Source organism: Accumulibacter sp. (assembly GCF_023806565.1).
Classification (GTDB): Bacteria; Pseudomonadota; Gammaproteobacteria; order Burkholderiales; family Rhodocyclaceae; genus Accumulibacter.
Genome location: NZ_JAMTDV010000086.1, coordinates 83,744 through 103,909, shown reverse-complemented (window position 1 = coordinate 103,909; position 20,166 = coordinate 83,744). Strand labels below are relative to the sequence as shown.

At 64.2% G+C, this 20,166-nt stretch carries 20 protein-coding genes; 17 read left to right on the top strand and 3 right to left on the bottom strand.

Features of this window, described 5'->3' with window-relative positions; all coding sequences use genetic code 11:
• Positions 1-115 precede the first annotated feature (115 nt).
• Genes hyfB through NFV80_RS10005 form a run of 6 tightly spaced genes read left to right on the top strand, consistent with a single transcriptional unit; the run spans position 116 to position 7,340 of the window.
• On the top strand, positions 116-2,146 hold the full coding sequence (hyfB, locus tag NFV80_RS10030) for a hydrogenase 4 subunit B (protein ID WP_295326296.1): 2,031 nt from the start codon (positions 116-118) through the stop codon (positions 2,144-2,146).
• Complete coding sequence (locus NFV80_RS10025; protein WP_295326294.1) at positions 2,143-3,090, top strand: NADH-quinone oxidoreductase subunit H; 948 nt, start codon at positions 2,143-2,145, stop codon at positions 3,088-3,090. Before hyfB ends, NFV80_RS10025 begins: the two co-directional genes overlap by 4 nt.
• 1 nt (position 3,091) lies before the next feature.
• Positions 3,092-3,751 carry a formate hydrogenlyase gene (locus NFV80_RS10020; RefSeq protein WP_295326293.1) on the top strand — a complete coding sequence of 220 codons (660 nt, stop codon included), beginning with the start codon at positions 3,092-3,094 and terminating at the stop codon, positions 3,749-3,751.
• 46 nt (positions 3,752-3,797) lie between these two features.
• On the top strand, positions 3,798-5,207 hold the full coding sequence (locus tag NFV80_RS10015; RefSeq protein ID WP_295326326.1) for a hydrogenase 4 subunit F: 1,410 nt from the start codon (positions 3,798-3,800) through the stop codon (positions 5,205-5,207).
• A 4-nt stretch (positions 5,208-5,211) separates the two neighbouring features.
• Entirely contained in the window at positions 5,212-6,783 is a 1,572-nt protein-coding gene (locus NFV80_RS10010; RefSeq protein ID WP_295326324.1) for an NADH-quinone oxidoreductase subunit C, read from the top strand.
• Positions 6,783-7,340: a formate hydrogenlyase gene (locus tag NFV80_RS10005; protein WP_295326291.1), complete on the top strand. Its 558-nt coding sequence runs from the start codon at positions 6,783-6,785 to the stop codon at positions 7,338-7,340. Before NFV80_RS10010 ends, NFV80_RS10005 begins: the two co-directional genes overlap by 1 nt.
• Here the strand turns inward: NFV80_RS10005 and NFV80_RS10000 are convergent.
• Complete coding sequence (locus NFV80_RS10000) at positions 7,316-8,095, bottom strand: IclR family transcriptional regulator (RefSeq protein ID WP_295326322.1); 780 nt, start codon at positions 8,093-8,095, stop codon at positions 7,316-7,318. The genes NFV80_RS10005 and NFV80_RS10000 overlap by 25 nt on opposite strands.
• Before the next feature lie 113 nt (positions 8,096-8,208).
• Positions 8,209-10,275: a molybdopterin oxidoreductase family protein gene (locus tag NFV80_RS09995; protein ID WP_295326289.1), complete on the bottom strand. Its 2,067-nt coding sequence runs from the start codon at positions 10,273-10,275 to the stop codon at positions 8,209-8,211.
• Between the two features lie 148 nt (positions 10,276-10,423).
• Between NFV80_RS09995 and tsaD the strand changes: the two genes are divergently transcribed.
• Positions 10,424-11,443 carry a tRNA (adenosine(37)-N6)-threonylcarbamoyltransferase complex transferase subunit TsaD gene (tsaD, locus tag NFV80_RS09990; protein ID WP_295326287.1) on the top strand — a complete coding sequence of 340 codons (1,020 nt, stop codon included), beginning with the start codon at positions 10,424-10,426 and terminating at the stop codon, positions 11,441-11,443.
• 54 nt (positions 11,444-11,497) lie between these two features.
• On the opposite strand, the gene plsY is transcribed toward tsaD, so the two are convergent.
• Positions 11,498-12,106 carry a glycerol-3-phosphate 1-O-acyltransferase PlsY gene (gene plsY, locus NFV80_RS09985; protein WP_295326321.1) on the bottom strand — a complete coding sequence of 203 codons (609 nt, stop codon included), beginning with the start codon at positions 12,104-12,106 and terminating at the stop codon, positions 11,498-11,500.
• A gap of 108 nt (positions 12,107-12,214) precedes the next feature.
• On the opposite strand from plsY, the gene NFV80_RS09980 reads away from it, so the two are divergent.
• The 10 genes from NFV80_RS09980 to NFV80_RS09935 all read left to right on the top strand — a co-directional run bounded on the left by NFV80_RS09980 (position 12,215) and on the right by NFV80_RS09935 (position 20,049).
• Entirely contained in the window at positions 12,215-12,571 is a 357-nt protein-coding gene (locus NFV80_RS09980; protein ID WP_295326285.1) for a dihydroneopterin aldolase, read from the top strand.
• A gap of 133 nt (positions 12,572-12,704) precedes the next feature.
• Positions 12,705-13,208, top strand: coding sequence for a thiol peroxidase (gene tpx, locus NFV80_RS09975; RefSeq protein WP_295326283.1), 504 nt, complete (start codon positions 12,705-12,707; stop codon positions 13,206-13,208).
• Between the two features lie 36 nt (positions 13,209-13,244).
• Positions 13,245-14,063 (top strand): IclR family transcriptional regulator, encoded by an 819-nt coding sequence (locus NFV80_RS09970; protein WP_295326281.1) that lies wholly within the window; start codon positions 13,245-13,247, stop codon positions 14,061-14,063.
• Positions 14,038-14,313, top strand: coding sequence for a YkgJ family cysteine cluster protein (locus tag NFV80_RS09965; protein WP_295326279.1), 276 nt, complete (start codon positions 14,038-14,040; stop codon positions 14,311-14,313). Before NFV80_RS09970 ends, NFV80_RS09965 begins: the two co-directional genes overlap by 26 nt.
• Positions 14,314-14,522: 209 nt before the next feature.
• Positions 14,523-15,095 (top strand): YqiA/YcfP family alpha/beta fold hydrolase, encoded by a 573-nt coding sequence (locus NFV80_RS09960; protein ID WP_295326277.1) that lies wholly within the window; start codon positions 14,523-14,525, stop codon positions 15,093-15,095.
• An 8-nt stretch (positions 15,096-15,103) separates the two neighbouring features.
• Positions 15,104-17,014, top strand: coding sequence for an RNB domain-containing ribonuclease (locus NFV80_RS09955; RefSeq protein ID WP_295326275.1), 1,911 nt, complete (start codon positions 15,104-15,106; stop codon positions 17,012-17,014).
• A 1-nt stretch (position 17,015) separates the two neighbouring features.
• Positions 17,016-17,909 carry a TonB family protein gene (locus tag NFV80_RS09950; RefSeq protein ID WP_295326273.1) on the top strand — a complete coding sequence of 298 codons (894 nt, stop codon included), beginning with the start codon at positions 17,016-17,018 and terminating at the stop codon, positions 17,907-17,909.
• Positions 17,906-18,739, top strand: coding sequence for a shikimate dehydrogenase (gene aroE / locus NFV80_RS09945; RefSeq protein ID WP_295326271.1), 834 nt, complete (start codon positions 17,906-17,908; stop codon positions 18,737-18,739). The genes NFV80_RS09950 and aroE overlap by 4 nt, the downstream gene beginning before the upstream one ends.
• Entirely contained in the window at positions 18,736-19,428 is a 693-nt protein-coding gene (gene mtgA / locus NFV80_RS09940) for a monofunctional biosynthetic peptidoglycan transglycosylase (protein ID WP_295326269.1), read from the top strand. Before aroE ends, mtgA begins: the two co-directional genes overlap by 4 nt.
• Before the next feature lie 120 nt (positions 19,429-19,548).
• The gene (locus tag NFV80_RS09935) at positions 19,549-20,049 is read left to right on the top strand and encodes a LapA family protein (RefSeq protein ID WP_295326267.1); all 501 of its coding nucleotides are present in this window, start codon (positions 19,549-19,551) and stop codon (positions 20,047-20,049) included.
• Positions 20,050-20,166: the final 117 nt, after the last annotated feature.

Below are 20,166 nucleotides of genomic sequence, written 5' to 3'. Positions count from 1 at the left end.
AGGCTTTTCCTGGAGATCGGAGCGTCATGATCTTCTCCACCAGTGGTGTCCGGCATGCTGCGCAGAGGATGGGGATCGGCAGCGAGCGACGGTCGCGCCGCCGCAGCCACCGGCCGTGACGGCTATTTGGCCACAAGCTGCGGCAAAGCTGGTGCACCTCGACTGGATTTTGCTGATCGTTGCCGCGTGGTTGCTGCTCGGCGTGGTCGGCGTTTTCGCTCTGCGCCGGCTGACGCTGGTGGCGAAAGTGCTGTTTCCCGTCGGCGGCGCTTTCGGCCTGGCGTTGTTCGGACTCGCCGCGAGTTCTTTCCGGTTTTCGCACGAGATCGCGGTGCTGCCGGTCGGGCTGCCGGGTTTGCCTTTTCACTTCCGCCTCGACAGCCTTTCAGCCTTTTTTCTGATGGTTATCGGCTGCGTGTCCGCGGGCGTCTCGGCGTTCGCCGCCGGCTATTTTCGCAAGGGAGAAGGCACGCCGCCGGGACTGCTCGCCTTCGAGTACCACCTCTTTCTCGCCAGCATGACGCTCGTCGTCCTCGCCGACGATGCCTACGTCTTCATGGTGGTGTGGGAAACCATGGCCCTGTCCTCGTTTTTTCTGGTCACGGCCAACCATCGCATCGTCGAGATCCAGCGTGCCGGCTACCTGTATCTGCTGATCGCACATGTCGGCGCCATCGGCATCCTGCTCTGCTTCGGCGTGCTGCAGGCGAATAGCGGCGACTACACATTCGCCAACATGCGGGCGCAAGATCTGGCGCCTTTCTGGGCGGCCATGGCCTTTCTGCTCGCGCTCTTCGGTTTCGGTGCCAAGGCCGGCATCGTACCGCTGCATGTCTGGCTTCCCGAGGCCCATCCGGCGGCGCCGTCGCCCGTTTCGGCGCTGATGAGCGGGGTAATGCTGAAGACCGCCATCTACGGCGTACTGCGGGTCTGTTTCGACCTCCTGCACCTGCAAGTGTGGTGGTGGGGATTGTTGCTGCTGGTGGTCGGACTGGCAACGGCGCTATTCGGTGTCGTATTCGCCGCCGCTCAGGTGGATATGAAGCGCTTGCTCGCCTACTCGTCGATCGAAAACATCGGCCTGATGTTTGCCGGCATCGGCCTGACGGTGCTGTTTTCGACCTACGGTATGCGGCCGATGGCTGCGCTGGCGCTGACCGCGGTGCTTTACCACGTCGCCAGCCATGCCTTTTTCAAGAGCCTGCTGTTCGTTGGTACCGGTGCCGTCCTGCATGCCACCGGCGAGCGCAATCTCGGCAAGCTGGGAGGCCTGATCCGTTACATGCCGTGGGTGGCGTGGATCACCCTGATCGGGGTGCTGGCCAGCGCCGGCTTGCCACCACTCGCAGGCTTCGTCTCGGAGTGGCTGCTGCTGCAAAGCTTCCTCTTTTCTCCGGGTCTGCCGAGTCCCTTCCTCGACATGCTGATCCCGGTGGTGGCCGCCTTGATCGCGTTGATCGCAGCGCTCGCCGGCTATACCATGGTCAAGTTCTTCGGGATCATCTTCCTCGGCCAACCACGCGAAGCGAAGCTCGCACAAGCGCACGACGCCAGCGGCTGGGAACGCATCGGCATGCTTTGGCTGGTCGGCGGCTGCATCGCACTCGGGCTGCTGCCCGTCGACTTCATCGCGCTGATCGACCCAGTGACGCGCTCCCTCGTCGGTGCGGGACTTCGTGACGCGGTCGGCGCCCACGGCTGGCTTCTGGTGCCGGTGGCCATCGAGCGCGCGAGCTACGGCCCGGCGATCTTCCTGCTGGGCGTTGGGGCAAGCTTCGCGCTCGCCTTCCTGCTGGTGCGCCTCTTTTACCACGGCCGCCTGCGCCGCGCGGCGCCGTGGGACTGCGGCCACCCTTGGCAGAACGCCCGCATGCAGGACACCGCCGAGGGCTTCGGGCAACCCATCCGGCAGATCTTCGAACCGTTCTTTCGCATGGAGCGCGAATTGCCTACGCCCTTCGATGCGGCTCCCCGCTATCACGTCAGCCTCGGCGACCACTTCTGGCACTGGCTGTACCTGCCTCTGGCCGCCAGCGTCGAGCGGCTGGCACGCCTGATCGGGCTGTTGCAGCAGGGGCGGATCGCCGTGTACCTGCTCTACAGCTTCCTCACCCTGATCGCGCTGCTGATGGTGGTGAAACAATGACCGAACTCGGCGTGCTCTCCCAACTGCTGGAGATCGCCCTGGCTCTGCTGCTGGCGCCCTTGCTCAGCGCCTGGGTCAATCAATGGCGTGCCTGGCTGCAGAACAAGTCGGCCCCCGGTCTGCTGCAGCAGTACCGGACGCTGCACAAGCTGTTCCACAAGGAATCGGTGATCGCCGAGCACGCGTCACGACTGTTCCGTTCCGCACCCTACATCATTTTCGGTTGCATGGCGCTGGCCAGCGCAATCGTTCCGACGCTGTCGACCGATCTGCCCTTGTCGCCGGCCGCTGACGCGATCGCTCTGGTAGGCCTGTTTGCCGTGGCCAGGGTGTTCATTTCACTGGCAGCGATGGATGTCGGCACCTCGTTCGGCACGCTCGCGGCACGGCGCGAAATGCTGGTCGGCTTTCTTGCGGAGCCGGCCCTGCTGATGGTGCTGTTCTCGGCGTCGCTGATTTCGAAGTCGACCTCACTGACCACGATCGTCGAAACGCTGGCGCAACGCGATCTGGCGATCTACCCGAGTCTCGCCTTGGCAGGAGTGGCCTTCAGCATGGTGTCGCTGGCCGAAAATGCCCGCGTACCGGTAGACAACCCGACGACCCATCTCGAGCTGACGATGATCCACGAAGCGCTGATCCTCGAGTATTCGGGCCGGCATCTGGCATTGCTGGAGTGGGCCGCGAGTCTGAAGCTTTTTGCCTACTCGTGTATCGGTCTGGCGCTGTTTTTCCCTTGGGGGGTGGCCGAGGCAGATGCACCGCTGGCGCTGCTGCTCGCCGTGCCGGTGCTGATTCTGAAACTGGCGATCGGCGGCGCGCTGCTCGCACTGCTCGAGACACTGAGCGCCAAGATGCGCATCTTTCGCGTTCCGGAATTTCTTGCCACCGCCTTTCTGCTGGCAGTGATCGGCATGCTGGTCAACATCCTGGTAGGAGGATGAGATGACCACGATCACTGGTCAACTGATCAACCTGCTGGCGGCGATTTTGTTGATGCTGGCGTTCGCGATGATTTCGCAGAGGCGGATTCTGTCGCTGATTCACCTGTTCACCGCGCAGGGGGCGATCCTGTCGGCGGCGACGGTGCTCGTCGGCTACGCCACGCAGCAGCCACATCTGTACCTTTCGGCGGGCATCACCGTGGTTCTGAAGGTGATCCTGATTCCGTTGCTGCTGCATCGGGTGATCAACCGCCTCGAAGTGCGCTGGGACGTCGAGACGCTGATTAACATTCCGACGACGATGATCATCGGCATCGCTCTCGTCATCTTCGCTTTCGACCTGGCGCTGCCAATTTCGAAGCTATCGGCCAGTATCGCCCGCGGCACGCTGGGCATCGCACTTGCCTGCGTGCTGCTCTCGTTCATGATGATGATCACCCGTTCGAAAGCGGTGCCACAGGTCATCGGCTTCCTGTCGATGGAAAACGGCCTGTTCTTCGCCGCCACCTCAGCCACCTACGGCATGCCGATGATCGTCGAACTCGGAATCGCCCTCGATGTGCTGGTCGGCATTCTGATTCTCGGCGTGTTCCTGTTCAACATCCGCGAACAGTTCGACAGCCTCGACATCAGCCACCTCGAAAAGCTCAAGGAAGACTGAATTGGCGACGCTGTATTTCGTCCTCGGCATCCCGCTGCTCGGGAGCATGCTTCTGGCCTCCACCGGGCACCGTGACAGCGCGCGCGAGATCAACGTTGCCGTCAGCCTGGGCACCTTCGTAGCCACCTGCGTGCTGACCGTCGAGGTGATTTCGGGCGGGCCGCTTTTCGCCTGGCATCGCGAGTTCTTCATCGACCCGCTGAACGCCTTCCTGGTCACGCTGACCGCCTTTGTTGGTCTCACCACTGCCATCTTCTCGCGGCCCTACATGCGCGTCGAAAGCGACCACGGCAAGATGACGCCGAATCGCATGCGCCGATACCACAGCATGTATCAACTGTTCAACTGCACCATGTTGACGGCGCTGACGACCAACAACCTGGGCATCCTCTGGGTTGCCATGGAAGCGGCGACGCTGACCACGGTGCTGCTGGTCAGCGTCTATCGAACACCTGCCAGCCTCGAGGCGGCGTGGAAGTACTTCATCCTTTGTGGCGTCGGTATTGCCCAGGCGCTGTTCGGAACCGTACTGCTGTACATGGCAGCGGAAAAGGTCATCGGAACCGAGGAGGGTGCGCTGTTATGGACCAATCTCGAAGCGGTCAAGGCGCATCTCGATCCGAGCATCATCACTCTGGCTTTCGCCTTCCTGTTCATCGGGTACGGCACCAAGGTCGGCCTGGTACCGATGCACAACTGGCTGCCGGATGCGCACGCCGAAGGACCGACCCCGGTTTCTGCGGTCCTTTCGGGTCTGCTGCTGAACGTCGCGGTGTATGCGCTCCTGCGTTGCAAGGTGCTCACCGACGGTGCGCTTCACAGCCACCTCGCCGGCCAGTCGATGATGGGCTTCGGCCTGCTGTCGGTGCTGGTCGCGGCGTCTTTCCTGTCGCGGCAGAAGGATATCAAGCGCATGTTCGCTTATTCGTCGATCGAGCACATGGGGGTGATCACTTTCGCTTTCGGCATGGGTAGCCCGATCGCCAACTACGCCGGCCTGCTGCACATGACGACGCATTCGCTGATCAAGTCGGGAATCTTCTTCACCGTCGGCCACGCTGCGCAGAAGGCCGGAACGCAGATCATGGAAGACATCCGCGGTCTGATCAAGGTCAGCCCGACCGTTGGCTGGGGAATGATGCTCGGTTCGCTGGCCATCCTCGGCATGCCGCCCTTCGGCGTCTTCGCCAGCGAGTTCCTGATTCTCACTACCGCCATGCGCGAACAACCCTGGGCCACGCCTTTTCTGCTGTTGTCGCTCGGCGTAGCCTTTGCCTCGATCTTTAGCCGCGTGCAGCCGATGGTTTTCGGCGAGACCTCGCTGAAGCCGCTGCGTCACCCGCCGGCACTGCTGCCGGTATTCGTTCACCTCGGGCTGGGCCTGTTGCTGGGCCTGTATATCCCCCCGTATCTGGACGAATGGTATCGCCAGGCGGCGCGGATGATCGGTGGGTGAAGCGATGCTGATTTCACGCTTTGTCGAAAGTATCGAGCCCTTGCCGGCACCTCTGCCGATACGCAACCTGACCGTCCGCTCGGATACCTGGCGGGCGATCGCCAAGGCAGTATCCGCAGCCGGTGGCCGACTGCTTGCACTGTGGGGTTCCGATCGCACGCGGGGAGCGTCGGGCGTGCTGGTGGTGTCGGCCGCCTATGCGCTACGCGAGGGCCTGCTCTGGCTGGACTTGCCGCTCGGCGGGCGGAGTGTGAACCCTCCGGGCTACCCTGATCTGGTGCCGTTCTTTCCCTGTGCGGCGCGCATGCAACGGGCAGCGGCCGATCTGCTGGGGATTATTGCCGAAGGCGCGGCTGACCAGAGACCATGGCTCAACCACGGTGCCTGGCCGGCGGACGGTCACCCGCTGCGCCGCGATCCGCGGGAAAGGAGCCACGGCCCGGTTGGCGAGGCAATCGACTATGCCTTCGTCCGCGTGCAGGGAGATGGCGTCCATGAGATTCCGGTTGGCCCGGTACACGCCGGAATCATCGAACCGGGTCACTTCCGCTTTTCAGTGGTCGGCGAGAAAGTTCTGCGCCTGGAGCAACGGCTGGGCTACAAACACAAGGGAATCGAAGCACGCTTCACCGAACTGCCGCCGCTCGTGGCGCATCGCCTGGCCGGGCGAATTTCGGGCGACTCGACGGTGGCTTATGCCTGGGCCTACTGCATGGCGCTGGAGTCGGTAGCGGCATGCACGATTCCCGCGCGCGCTGCCTGGCTGCGCGCCCTGCTGCTAGAGCGCGAGCGGGTCGCCAACCACCTCGGCGACCTCGGGGCGCTCGCCAACGACGCAGCGTTCGGTTTCGGGCTCGCCCAGTTCTCGCGGCTCCGTGAAGACTGGCTGCGTCGCTCGCAGGACGCCTTCGGCCACCGCCTGATGATGGACTGTATCGTCCCTGGTGGCGTGGCGTCGGATATCGACTCGGTGACCGCCGAAACGCTTTTCCGCCAGTGTGATGCGATCGAGCGCGAGGTGGTGGAACTGCGCAAGGTGTATGACGAGCATTCCGGCCTGCAGGATCGCTTCATGACCACCGGCCGGGTGTCTCCGGAACTTGCCGCCCGGCTCGGACTCGGCGGTCTCGCCGGGCGGGCCAGCGGCCAGGCCGTCGATCTGCGCTGCGATCAGCCTCACCCGCCGTATCACCAACTGGCGGTGAACATCGCGACACGTCGCGATGGCGACGTCGCCGCACGGGTGGCGGTACGTTTCGACGAGATCTTTGAATCGCTGCGCTTGCTGCGGGTGATTCTTGCCGGGCCTGACGGCGGTGAAACGCGTACGCCGCTGCAACTGCCGGCAAAGCCGGCGCTCGGAGCCGGCTGGGTCGAGGGCTGGCGCGGCGACGTTTTCGTTGCGCTCGAACTGGCCGGTGAGCCTGGCGCCAACACCATTCGTCGCTGTCACGTCCACGATCCGTCGTGGCAGAACTGGCCCGTACTCGAGCATGCGGTGATCGGCAACATCGTTCCGGATTTTCCACTGATCAACAAGTCCTTCAACCTCAGCTACTCGGGACATGACCTCTGATGTGGCGCATCCTCCGACAGATCGCACGCAACGGAATCCGCACGGAAACAGCACCCGCCTGCGGCGATGCCCTGCGCGTGCAGGGACCGCTGCTTCATCAGGAGGTGCTCGCCATTCTCGGCCGGGCGCTAACCATTCGTCAGGTCGATGCCGGTTCGTGCAACGGCTGCGAGCTTGAAATCAACGCGCTCAACAATCCCTACTACAACCTCGAAGGCCTGGGCATCAAGTTCGTCGCCAGTCCACGCCATGCCGACATGCTGCTGGTCACCGGACCCGTCTCGCGCAACATGGAGATGGCCTTGCGGCGTACCTATGACGCCACGCCAGCCCCCAAGCTGGTGGTCGCGGTCGGCGACTGTGGCTGCGATGGCGGCATTTTCGGCGACGGTTACGCGACCTGCGGACGTGTGGCCAACGTGATTCCCGTAGATGTCACGGTGCCCGGTTGCCCCCCGCCACCGATCGACATCCTGCGCGGCATCCTGACGGCGGTGCGACGGGGTACGCCCGCGGCCGTCGCTGGCGAAACTCACTTGCGCGGTGAGATGCGATAGCCCAGCGCCTGCGATATGGCAGTGGCCGTCGCCCGGATCGGTTTCACCCAGTCGGGATTGTGGCGGTCACTGGGGGCGGATACCGAGAGACCGGCGACCACCTCCCCTTGATCGTCCCGGATCGGCGCGGCAATGCAGCGCAAGCCGATCTCGGCTTCTTCATTGTCATAGGCAACTTCGTGCCGGCGAACCTTGTCGAGTTCCTTTTCGAGTGCGTCGAGACGGGTCAGGGAATGCGGAGTCTTGCCCGGCAGGCCGGTACGCCGGGCGTAGGTGCGGACCTCGGCGAGCCCGGCGGCGGCGAGAAACAGCTTGCCGACTGAAGTCAGGTGGAGCGGCGCACGGCCGCCCACAAGATACACCACGCGCAGCAACGAACGGCCGCTCGAAGTCCGTTCGACGTAGATGATCTCGTCCTCGTGACGTATGCCGAGATTCACCGCTTCACCAATCAGTTCGTGCAACTGCTGCATGTAAGGCAGTGCCACCTGCCGGATGTTGATCCGCGATTTGACGAGGTTACCGAGCTCCAGCAATTTGATGCCTAGCGCATAGGTGCCAGCCTCATGGCGCTCCACGAGCGCGCTGCTGCTCATGACCGCCAGGATGCGATGCGCGGTAGACGGGTGCAAACCCGTGCTCTGCGCCAGCACTTTGAGGCTCACCGGCTCCGGCGTGTCGGCCAGCACTTCGAGCAAGGACATCATTCGCTCGATGACCTGGATCGACCCCTTTTCTGCCTGTTGTTCGGCCATCGCCTTCCCGTCGAACCTTCCCCGTTTCGCCACCAGACAATCCGTTGGCCGAACCGGCGACTACCGGCCGCGGCTTGTGCGGTGCAATATCTTACCATCATGCGCGCCGACTGTTAGGCATCAGCGACTTCGACCAGGCAGTCGTAGAATGTCGCGCCGCCGCCCATGTCGGTGAGCGCCTGACTGGTGACCTCGTTGCAATTGCGTCCGTCGGGCGAAAGCTTGCGCCACCAGATCGACGTCGACATCGCGACGCCCGGACGCACCCGGTCGGTAACCACGGCGCGCGCATGGAACTCGCCGCGACGATTGAAGACGCGTACCCGGCGCTCGTCGACGATGCCGCGCGCGGCAGCATCGGCCGGATGCAGGTACAATGCAGGCGAACGTTCCTGCGCGAGGAATCGTGCCGAATTGGCAAAGCTGGTGTTCAGAAAATTGCGCGCCGGCGGCGTGATCAGCGCCAACGGAAACTCTGTAGCAAGTTCGCTCTCTCGCCACTCGTGCGGCGCAATGAAATTCGGCAGCGGATCGAGCCCGGCTTGCGCCAGCAGCGAGCTGTGGAACTCGCACTTGCCCGAAGGCGTCGGGAACCCGCCCTCGGCGAAAGGCGCCGCGCCGCGCGGCAAATTCAGGCGCGCGTGGCCATCGGCCCGCAGCCGTTCCCAGGAGAGCCCGGCGAGGCGAGGATCGCTCCAGTCGAAAGCCTGGCGGCAGAGATCCTCGTCGCTATCCGAGAAACAGGCTTCGCTGAAACCCATCTGCCGGGCGAGACGGCGAAACAGTTCGGTGTTGGGCAGCGCTTCACCGAGCGGCGCGATCGCCGGCTGGTTTACCTGCAGATAGAGGTGCCCGTACGACTTGTGAACGTCGAGCTGTTCCATGTGGCTGGTCGCCGGCAACAGGATGTCGGCGTAGTCCGCGGTGTCGGTCTGGAACAGATCATGGACGACGGTAAACAGGTCTTCGCGAGCGAATCCTTCGACCACCTCGGCGGAATGCGGCGCGACGGCGACGGGATTGCTGTTGTACACGAACAGGGCCTTGATCGCTGGTCGCGCGCGCAGCAGGTCGTTGCCGATGCGGCTCATGTTGACGATCCGCGGCATCGGCTCGGGCATCAATTCCGGTTGCTCCAGGGCGGCGGTGGCGACCGGATAGTTGCCCGAGGTGGACAGCAGCACGCCTCCCGCCGGATCTCTCCAGGCGCCGACGAGCGCCGGCAGGCAGGCCACGCTGCGCACTGCCATGCCGCCGCCAGCGGTGCGGTTGATGCCATAGTTGACGCGAATCGCCACCGGCCTGGTGTCGCCGTAGGCATGCGCAAGCCCTTCCACCTCGACCTCGTCGATGCCGCAGATTGCCGCAACGCGTGCCGGCGGATAGGCCAGGACACGTTCCCGCAACGCGGCAAACCCGAGTGTATGGCGGGCAATGTAATCGTGATCGATTAGGCCGTCGCGGATCAGGACGTGCATCAGTCCGAGCGCCAGCGCAGCATCCGTACCCGGCAGCAAGGCGATGTGCTGATCGCACTTGTCGGCAGTGACCGTGCGGCAAGGGTCGATGGCGATCAGGCGGGCACCGCGCCGCTTGGCTTCCTGCACCAGGCGCCAGAAGTGCAGATTGGACACCACACTGTTGCTGCCCCAAAGGATGATCAGTCGGGCATCGACGACATTCTCCGGGTCGAGCCCGACGCTGGCGCCGATCGTCGCCTGATAGCCCAGCGCACCGGCACTGGCGCAGATCGTGCGGTCGAGTCGCGAGGCACCGAGACGGTGAAAGAAGCGGCGATCCATCGAACCGTAGCCGAGCAGCCCCGAATTTCCGGCGTAGCTGTAAGGCACGATTGCCTCGGCGCCATCGCTGGCGACGATGCGCTGGAAACGCCTGGCAATCGTCGCCAGCGCCTCGTCCCAGGAAATTCGCTCGAATCGGGCACCGGGACCCTTCGCACCAACGCGGCGCGCCGGGTAGAGCAGGCGGTCGGCATGATGAATGCGCTCCGGATAGTACGCGACCTTGGTGCACAGCACCCCGGCGGTCGGCGGATGATCGGCAGCGCCACTGACCTTGACGACGCGGTCGTCGCCGACGGTCACCTCGAGCGCGCAGGTATCCGGGCAATCATGCGGGCACGCGGCACGCACCGTGTGCGTGGCAACAGGGTTGGACATGGCTTCATCCCAGGCTGTACGGACGACGAAAAGATAGCAGCTTTCGCACTCTTCCGGCAGCCTGCGGTAGTCCCTGCCGTATCGCCAGCCGTCACGCAGGCGTTCGCGGTGCCGGCCGACAACCGCCGCCTGCGCTAGAATGCGAACGATGCTGGTCCTCGGAATCGAATCCTCCTGCGACGAAACGGGCATGGCGCTGTACCGGGCGGACGCTGGCGGCGTGCTGCTTGCGCACGCCCTGCACTCGCAGGTCTGCATGCACGCGGATTACGGCGGCGTGGTGCCGGAACTCGCTTCGCGCGATCACATCCGACGCCTTGTGCCATTGCTCCGGCAGGTGCTGAGCGACAGCGACTGTTCGTTGACGATGCTGGATGCCGTCGCCTACACACAAGGACCGGGCCTGGCCGGCGCGCTGCTGGTCGGAGCGGCGTTTGCGGAAGCTCTGGCGACAGCGCTCGGCGTGCCAACCGTGCCGGTACACCACCTCGAAGGGCATCTGCTTTCGCCCTTGCTGTCGAAGCGCCGGCCGCAATTCCCCTTCGTCGCATTGCTCGTTTCCGGAGGGCACAGCCAGTTGATGCGCGTCGCCGGCGTCGGCGAGTACGAATTGTTGGGGGAAACGCTCGACGACGCGGCCGGAGAGGCCTTCGACAAGACCGCCAAACTGCTTGGTCTTGGTTACCCGGGCGGCGCGGCTCTCGCCTTGTTGGCCGAACGCGGGCGTCCCGGACTGGTCCGCCTGCCTCGGCCCATGTTGCAATCCGGCGATCTCGACTTCAGCTTCAGCGGTCTGAAAACGGCCGTGCTGACCAGGGTGAATGAGTTGGGGAAGATCAGCGATCAGCAGCGGGCGGACATCGCGCACGGCTTTCAGGAAGCGATCGTCGAAGTGCTGGTCAGCAAGGCGCTACGCGCCGTCGAGCTCAGCGGTCTGCGACAGTTGGTGGTGGCTGGCGGTGTCGGGGCCAACCGCGAACTCAGGCGTCAGCTCGATGCGCACGCCGCCCGGACGAGGATCGCGGTTTTCTACCCGGAGCTCGAATTCTGTACCGACAACGGCGCCATGATCGCACTGGCCGGCGCCCTGCGTCTTCAGGCCGGGGATTCGGGCAAGCCACCAGGTGCTTTCGCGGTGCGGCCGCGATGGCCATTGACCGGAGCCTAGTCTACAAGACCGTCGCCACGACGACGTACCGGTACGTCCGGCGATCGCGGGTACTTATTTGCCGGCGCCGATTCTGGGCTCGCTGCCGGTCATCAGGCGTTGCAGATTTGGCCAGTGCTTGCCGATCAGCAGGATCGCAATGACGGCGACCGCCAGCACCAGCGGGTCGCGTCCCCACAGGAGCAGAGCATAAACCGGCGCGCTCACTGCCGCGACCAGCGCCGCCAGCGACGAGTAACGCAAGGTGAAGGCAACGAGCAGCCAGGTGACCAGCGTTGCCAGCCCGAGCCGGAAGTCGATGGCGAGCAGGACGCCAGCGGCCGTGGCGACCCCCTTGCCGCCCTTGAACCCGAGGAAGACCGGGTAAAGGTGACCGCAAAAAACCGCCAGCGCAACGAGTCCGACCGTGTTCTCGCCGAGGACAGCCGAATGGCGGGTGGCGAGGAAGACCGCCAGCCAGCCCTTGGCAATGTCGCCGACCAGCGTGAGGATGGCGGCGCCCTTGTGGCCACTACGCAGGACATTGGTGGCTCCGGGGTTCTTCGACCCGTAGCTGCGCGGATCTGCCAGACCGAAAAGGCGGCTGGCGAGCACCGCAAACGGGACGGAACCCAGCAGATAGGCGGCAAGGACCGAAAGAACGGTGATCAGGAACGGAGACATCACGGGGGTAATCGGGTAGGGTACTCTGGGTTAGAATGCGCGCACTTCGGTCGCGCCGCGGATTGCACGCCCGACGGGGAATTGTACACCGAGCGAAGGCATCGCCAAATGGACATCATTTTCATCGACGGCCTGCGCGCGTCGACGCTGATCGGCATCTATCCGCGTGAAAAGGCAATGGCGCAGACGCTGGAAATATCCCTGCAGATCGGCACCTCGACCGCCAGCGCCGGAGCCACTGACGACATCGGCGATACCATCGACTACGCACTGGTGGTCGACCGGCTGCGCGCCGAACTCGCCGCGCGCCACTTCAACCTCCTCGAAAGGCTGGCCGAGTTCGTCGCCACCCTCCTGCTTGAAGATTTCGGCGCGACCTGGGTGCGTGTCTCGGTTGCCAAACTGGGCATGATGCGCAACGTGCAGCGCGTTGGCGTGGTCATCGAACGTGGCGCAGCCGCCTGACCAATTTTTCTCTGCGGCCGTGACGATTAGCTGAACTTGGAACCGGATACGATGCCCAAGAGACGCTGACACAAGTGGTCGATCGCTCGGCCTTTTTCCACATCATCCAATTCGTACTCGCTGGGGAATCAAGATGACAAGCACAGTAACTCTCGGTGGCAATCCGTTGCAGGTAGATGGCAGCTTTCCTCAGCCAGGAGAGACGGCGCCCGCCTTCACACTGGTTGGCAAGGATCTGGCGGACGTTCCGCTGAGCAGCTTTGCCGGCCGACGCAAGATCCTGAACGTCTTTCCGAGCATCGACACGCCCACCTGTGCCACTTCGGTGCGGAAATTCAACGAGCGGGCGAGCGGACTCGACAATACGGTCGTGCTCTGCATTTCTGCCGACCTGCCTTTCGCGCAGAGCCGCTTTTGTGGCGCCGAGGGTCTGGACCGGGTGATGACCTTATCGACCCTGCGCGGTCGCCGCTTTCTCGAGGACTACGGCGTGGCGCTCAGCAACGGTCCGCTGGCCGGACTGGCAGCGCGCGCGGTCCTGGTGCTCGACACCGACGACCGTGTGCTGCACAGCCAACTGGTTCCAGAGATCAAGAACGAACCCGACTACGAAGCGGCGCTGCGGGCGCTGGGCTGACCCCGGACCGCCCAGACGCCCCTTTTCGGCGGACCGATGTCCGAGACCAGCGTTCCCGTACCGGCCAAACCCCGGCAGGGCATCCAGTCGATCGAGGTCGGCACGCGGCTGTTGCGGGCGCTGGCAGCCAACGGCCGGTCGATGATGCTGCGCGATGTCGCGCGCAACGCCGGCATGGCGGCGACCAAGGCGCACCGCTATCTGGTGAGTTTCATGCGCATGGGACTCGTCGAACAGGATGCGAACACCGGTCGCTACGATCTCGGCGAGTTCGCCCTCGAACTCGGTTTGGCAAGCCTGGCACGGATCGAGCCGGTGCGGCTGGCGGGGCCGGTGCTCGACGACCTGTGCGAGCGCAGCGGCGAGACCGTGGCCCTGGCGATGTGGGGTAATCAGGGCGCAACGTGCGTACGCTGGGTCGAGGCGGGTGGTCCGGTGACGCTCACCCTGCGCACCGGCGTCGTCCTGCCACTGACCAGCTCGGCGACGGGCCTCGCCTTCGCCGCTTTTTACCGCTCGCGCCACGTAAAGAAGATGCTCGACGCCGAGGTGCTGGCCAGCGCCGCCGCCAGCAACACCGCGGTCGAGGCAGTCCTCACCGCACTGAACGTCCAGCTGGAAGAGATTCGCCGGCACGGCATCGCCCGCGCCTCGGGCAGCCTGACCCCGGGAATCAACGGCTTCAGCGCCCCGGTCTTCGACTTCAGCGGCCATATGGTCGCTGCGATCACCTCGCTGGGGATCGTCGGCAACTTCGACATGGACTGGGACAGTCCGATGGCGGAGGGTACGCGGGAAGCAGCCGCGACCCTCTCTCGTCGACTCGGTCATGGCAGCTTTGCCGTCGATGGCTGAATGTCGGCCTGGCTGCGCCGCCTGCTGCATCGCACCGTCAATCACCACCCCCCTGCCCCGTCACCCGCGTGGCAAACCGGCGGGTGAGCCCTGTGCCCACCTGACCGACGAGTTGCGCTGCAGCCTCTGGCACCGCCCCGAACGACCAGCGTGTTGCGCCGGACTGCAACCTTCGGTAGAAATGTGTCGTGACGATCGGCAACAGGCGATCGCCTGGCTGACGGCGCTGGAGCGGGCAACACAACCGTGAGTGCTAGAATGGAACTTTTTGTGAGAGCCTGGCGTGCGCTCCTTAGCTCTGCGGAAGGTACCAATTCGTGGTCGGGTCACGGGCGCCGATGGACTCGCGTCGGTGTCAGCGTGCCGCCGACGACCCGCCGCGGTTACGCTGCCCGCTTTCGACCTTGAGAGCGGCAGGCTGCGCAGTCGAGACTGCGGGCGCCGCGACGAGAGCCTGCAATGATGGGCGCGCGAATTCTCTACCTGCATGGCTTCTGCTCGTCGCCCGCATCGTGGAAAGCTAGGCTGCTCGGCCGGCATTTGGCCGACGCCGGTCTCGCCGACCATTTCCTGTGTCCCCAGTTGTCGCCCGTTCCTCGCCTGGCAATCGCTACCGCCGAGGAACTGCTGACTCGCGGCGATGGACCGACAGCCCTGGTCGGCAGCTCGCTCGGCGGCTATTACGCTTCGTGGCTGGCCGAAAAGCACGATTTGCGCGCCGTTCTGATCAACCCGGCGGTGATGGCGCCGAACTTGCTCGACGGGCTCGTCGGCACCCAGACCAACTTCCACACGGGGGAAACCTTCGAGTTCACTGCTGCGCACGTCGAGCAACTGCGTGCGTTGGCAACGCCGCAAATCACGCCGACACGCTATCTGCTGCTGGTCGAGACCGGCGACGAAGTGCTCGACTACCGCCAGGCAGTCGCCCATTATTCCGGCAGCCGCCAGATCGTCCTCCCCGGAGGCGATCACAGCTTTACCCGCTTCCCCGATTTCGTGCCGCAAATCATTGAATTCTCTGGGTTATAATCACCCCGATGCATGTTCTGTACGAAGAGGATGGTGCCTTCAAGGCGGCCACCATTGTGAGCGACAACGACACCTCGCTGCAGGTCGAGACCGCTTCCGGAAAGCGCAGCAAGATCAAGGCGGCAAGCGTGCTGTTGCGCTACGGCGACCCGGCGCCAAACGCCTTGCTCGACCGGGCCGAGGTTCTGGCTGCGGGAATCGAGCCGGATTTCCTGTGGGAATGTGTCGGGGAGGGCGAGTTTTCATTTGCCGATTTTGCCGACGAGTACTTCGGTCACGTCGCCACCGCGGTCGAGGCAACTGCGTTGCTGCTGGCGCTGCATTCGGCGCCGATCTACTTCCACCGCAAAGGCAAGGGTCGCTTTCGCAAGGCACCGCCTGAAATTCTCCAGGCCGCGCTCGCCGGTCTTGAAAGGAAGCGCCAACAGGCCCTGACCATCGAGCGCATGGTCAGAGAACTCAAGGCTTTCTCGCTGCCGCCCGAGTTTTCGCCCATGCTCGGTCAGTTGCTCTACAAACCCGACCGCAACCGCAGCGAAACCAAGGCGCTCGAAGCCGCCTGCGCCGAATCCGGCCTTTCGGCAGCGCATCTGCTGCAAAGATGCGGCGCCATCCGCTCGGCGCACGACTATCATCTGCAACGTTTCCTGCTCGAACAATTCCCGCGCGGAACAGCATTTCCTGCCACGGTGGCGATGGCGCAGCCAGGATCTCTGCCACGTGCCGATGTGCGTGCCTTCTCGATCGACGACGCGACGACCACCGAAATCGACGACGCCTTTTCGCTGCAGCCGCTGCCCGGTGTGGGCTGGCGGGTCGGCATCCACATTGCCGCGCCGTCACTCGGCATCGCCCCGGGGTCGCCACTCGACGCCATCGCGCGCGAAAGGCTGTCGACGGTCTACCTGCCGGGCAGCAAGATCACCATGCTGCCGGACAGCTTGCTCGACCAGTTCACCCTTGCCGGCGGTCGCGACTGTCCGGCGGTTTCGCTGTACCTCACCGTCAGCCAGGAATTCGAGATCACTGCGCACGAATCGCGCGTCGAAATCGTCCCGGTGGTCGCCAACCTGCGCCACCACGACATCGAGCCGCTGTTCAACGAACGGACGATCGCGGATGGACTCCTCGATTTTGCCTGGCGCGATGAGCTGATCACACTCTGGCAATTCGCCAACGCCTGCGAAGGCCGACGCGGAAAACCATCGGCAATGCAGGGTAACTTCGACTACAACTTCCGGATCGACGGCGACATCGGCAACGCCGAGGGCTGCCGGGTCGAGATCTCGTTACGTAAACGTGGCAGCCCGCTGGACAAACTGGTCGCCGAGCTGATGATCGTCGCCAACAGCACCTGGGGAGGCTTGCTGGCCGAGCAGGGAATTGCCGCGATCTATCGCGTGCAGACCGGCGGCAAGGTGCGCATGAGCACCTCACCGCAGGCGCACGAAGGCTTGGGAGTGAAGCAATACGCGTGGTCGTCCTCGCCTCTGCGCCGCTACGTCGATTTGATCAACCAGTGGCAACTGGTCGCCTGCCTGCGAGGCGAGACTCCGCCCTTCGCCGCCCGCTCGGAGGCGCTGTTCGCCGCGTTGCGCGATTTTGAGCTGACCTACGGTGCCTATATCGAATTCCAGCGCAGCATGGAACGCTACTGGTGCCTGCGCTGGCTGCGTCAGCAGGGAATCGAGACGATCGATGCCACAGTCGGCCGCGACAACCTGGCTCGGCTGGATCAGTTACCGCTGGCACAGCGACTGCCGTCGGCACCGGAGCTCAAACCCGGCCAGCGGGTCCTACTGCGCATCGAGTCCATCGACTATCTGACGCTTTCGCTCGGCTGCCGTTACCTGGAAACGCTCGCGCCCGAAACGGCGAACGGCGGAGGAGACGACGAGATGCTGGAGGCGCTCGACTGAAGTGAACGGGGAAACGCGTCAACTGGTCGCGCGCTGGGTCTCGACACACGGTCTCGCGCTGGCGCTGGCGGTCTCGCTGCTTTTGCACGGACTCGTCCTGTCGCTGCGTTTCAAGTTTCCGGACGCCTCGCGTGCCTTCCAGGAGCGCGCTCTCGACATCATTCTGGTCAATCGCCGCTCGACCCACAAGCCGGCCGAAGCGCAGGTGAAAGCGCAGGCCAATCTCGACAACGGCGGCAATACCGATCTGGATCGGCACGCGAAGACGCCGCTGCCGCCTGCCCCCAGGCATCAGGAGGGCGACGACCTCGAGCATTCGCAGAAACGTATCCAGGCACTCGAAGCGCGCCAGCAACGACTCGCGACGCAGGCGCAGAGCAAGGCCGCGATCAGCCCGAAGACCGACCGGGAAGTGCAACCCGAACCGGCACCCAATCTCAGCGGCCGCGACCTGGCGCGAAGCGCTCTGGCAATGGCCCGCCTCGAGGGCGAGATCGCCAAGGATCTCGACGACTACAACAAGCGACCACGCCGGAAGTTCATCGGCACCAGCGCGGTGGAATTTCGGTTCGCGCAGTACTTCGAGGAATGGCGGCTCAAGGTCGAGCGCATCGGCACGCTGAATTACCCGGAGGCGGCCCGCGGCAAGCTGTACGGCAGCCTCGTCCTCACGGTAGCCATCAACAGTGACGGCACGGTCGCCGGAATCGAGATCAACCGTTCATCGGGATACAAGATCCTGGACGATGCGGCACGCCGCATCGTCGCCATGGCGGCGCCATTCGCCGCATTCCCGCCGGCCATCCGGCGCGACACGGACATCCTCGAAATCACCCGCACCTGGAATTTCACGCAACGCGACAGCCTGGAAACGGGCAAGGCGACAAAACGATGAGCGACCGCTACTGCGTCTTTGGCAATCCGGTCGGTCACAGCAAGTCGCCGGCAATCCACGCAGCCTTCGCCGTGCAGTGCCATCAGGATCTGCGCTACACGGCAATTCTTGCACCCCTCGACGGCTTTGCCACAAGCGTGCGGGAATTCGTCGCCAGCGGCGGCCGTGGCGCCAACGTCACCGTGCCTTTCAAGGAGGAAGCCTGGCGCCTGGCAACCCGGCGGACGGGGCGTGCCGAGCTTGCCGGTGCGGTCAATACGCTCGCCTTCGACGGCAGCGGGATACTCGGCGACAATACCGACGGCGCCGGCCTGCTTCGCGATCTCACGGTCAACCTGGGCTGCCATCTCGCCGGCAGCCGCGTGCTCGTGCTCGGCGCCGGTGGCGCGGCGCGTGGCGTCGTCGGACCCCTGCTCGACTCCCGACCAGCGAAACTGGTCATCGTCAATCGCAACGTCGACCGGGCACGCGATCTGGCGCAACGTTTCGCCGGCACCGCCGCACTGCACGTCTGCAGCTACCCGGAACTTGCCGAACGTTCTTTCGATCTGGTGATCAACGCCACCTCGGCGAGCCTCGGAGGCGAACTGCCTCCCTTGCCCGCAAGCGTTTTCGCAGCCGCCGGAACCGCCTACGACATGATGTATGGCGACGGCGACACGCCGTTTCTTGCCTTCGCCCGACGCCATGGCGCGGTGCGTCTGGCCGACGGTATCGGCATGCTGGTCGAACAGGCGGCCGAGGCTTTCCGCCTCTGGCGCGGCGTTCGTCCCGATACGGCGCCGGTGATCGCCACGCTGCGCGGCGCGAGCATCGCAAACGACCGATGATCGTCGCGCGCTGGTTGAAGCGGCTGCTGCTCGGCGGCCTCGTACTGCTCGTGCTCTATCAGATCTGGCTGTTCGGCTGGGTCCTCTGGTGGAACTGGGTAAACCCCGACACCACCCGGTTCATGAATATTCGCCTCGACGAATTGCGCATCAAGGAGCCGCAGGCGCAGTTGCAGAAACAGTGGCTGGCCTACGACCGCATCTCGGCGAATCTGAAGCGCGCGATCATCGCCGCCGAGGACGCCAGGTTCGTCGACCACGAAGGCTTCGACTGGGAAGGCATCCAGCATGCACTCGAAAAAAACCAGAGGAAGGGACGTGTCGTCGCCGGCGGCTCGACGATCTCGCAGCAGCTCGCCAAGAATCTCTTTCTGACGCCCGCCAAGACACCGTGGCGCAAGGCCGAGGAAGCGCTGATCACGCTCATGCTGGAAACCGTCTGGAGCAAGCAGCGAATCTTCGAGGTTTACCTGAACGTGATCGAGTGGGGCAATGGCGTGTTCGGCGCCGAAGCAGCCGCCCGTCACTATTACGGTGTTTCCGCCGCGCAGCTCTCACCGGAGCAGGCGGCACGGCTGGCGGGAATGGTTCCCAGTCCGCGCTTCTATGACCGCAACCGGAATGCGCCGGGGCTGGCGAGGAAAACGGCGATCATTGTCGCCCGCATGCCGTCCGCCGACGTGCCCTGATCAAGCGCCGATGCAGAGGGACTGCTGCCTGCGGTGGTTGGCCAAAGGTTGGCGAGGCTGAGATACTATCGCCTGTCCGGCAAGGCGCCGTCCACGCACCGATCGAGGAGTGATGATTCGATGAAGTTTCGCACCGTCCTGCTGCTACTCGTCCTTGGCACCCTCGCGGCATTTTCGGCACTCAACTGGAGCACTTTCACCACGCCGACGCCGCTTTCGCTCGGCCTCACCGAAGTGCAGGCGCCGCTCGGCGTGATCATGCTCGGAGTGGTCGTATTCCTTACCGCCTTCTTCCTGGTTTTCGTGGTCTATGTCCAGGCGTCGGCCCTGTTCGACTCGCGGCGTCACGCGCAGGAACTGCAGCTCAACCGGGAACTGGCCGACAAGGCCGAAGCGTCGCGCTTCACCGAACTGCGCAACTTTCTTGAGAGCGAACTGGAAAAGCTCGCCAAACGCGATGCCGGCGCACCGGCGAGTGTCGACGGCACGATCCTGGCCCGCCTTGATCGGCTCGAACAGGCATTGCTGACCGCACTCGAGCACTCCGAAAACAGTGTCGCGGCGTATGTCGGCGAACTCGAGGACCGCATCGAGCGCGGGGGAGCTTTACCGCGTCAGTAGAGCGCCCGCCAGCCGGTCGCGCGGGGAAATCGTTTCCGCAGGGCGTGCACGCGCGGCGCAACGGATACTGGCAACATGCCGGTGCGACGTGGGAAAATGACGCGATCGGCCGATTCG